Origin of the sequence: Vibrio sp. OPT46, assembly GCF_015163535.1 — a bacterium.
Taxonomy (GTDB): domain Bacteria; phylum Pseudomonadota; class Gammaproteobacteria; order Enterobacterales; family Vibrionaceae; genus Vibrio; species Vibrio alginolyticus.
In genome coordinates this window covers 809-1,635 of sequence record NZ_JADDYG010000564.1, presented here as the reverse complement: position 1 = coordinate 1,635, position 827 = coordinate 809, and the positions used below count along the sequence as shown (strand labels likewise).

Here is an 827-nt window from a genome sequence, read left to right as displayed (position 1 = left end):
GTATGGCATGACTTAACCCAACCTTTAGGTGTCTTACCGCTAGCAATTACAACGCCAACAGGATCCGCTTTAATCTCGTTTTTGAGTTTTGCTACGTTAACTGCGTTGAAATCCATAGTGAATAAGTCTTTGAAAACCGAAATATTTGCAACATTTTCTTTGATATCTTCATTTTTATTCGAAGTGCTAGTAGTAGCTAGGTAGGTTGGACGTTTGGTTTCTTCAAATAAATTGGATTTGTGCGAATTCTTACAAGTAAAGCTAGGAGCCCCTAAAATCCCAGTAGCATGACTACTGACTGAACTGTCCACCGTCAGAAAGTGCTCATCAGAACCACTTACACTTGCTACATAACTCACGGTTCCACCAGCAATAATAGATGTACACTCACTGTCAGACGACAAACCTTTTGCTTTAGGGACAAAGTGCATTGAGCCAGTAAGCTCTACCGACGCACTCGTTTTTAGTACAGCACCAAGGCCGTTCCCTGTCGAAATTATCACTTTACTTAAATTTGTATTTCCCTCTTTAGATGTAACCAAATATTCATAATCGCTGAGTTTTTTTATCGTAGTAGATACTGTACAGCCTAGTAAAGTAATTGTTCCGGAAGGAGGAAGAACTAACATCTTCTCCTTTATTTGTGCAAAAGCACATTCCAGTCCTCCTTCAGCCTTCCAATGTTCTTGTCGAGCTTTTAGTTCATTCTGAGCCACTTTTAATTGAAAAAATACTCCCTTTGATGATGCGAGAGATGTAATCAAAGCAAACAATAATAGTATGGATGTTACTAACAACGTCGTGTACCCAGAACATCCAAATTTAGA

Annotated in this window: 1 pseudogene; it reads right to left on the bottom strand. The window is 38.9% G+C overall.

Going from position 1 to position 827, the window contains the following annotated elements:
- Positions 1-827 (bottom strand): annotated as a pseudogene (locus IQR33_RS34050) (hypothetical protein); the annotation flags it as partial.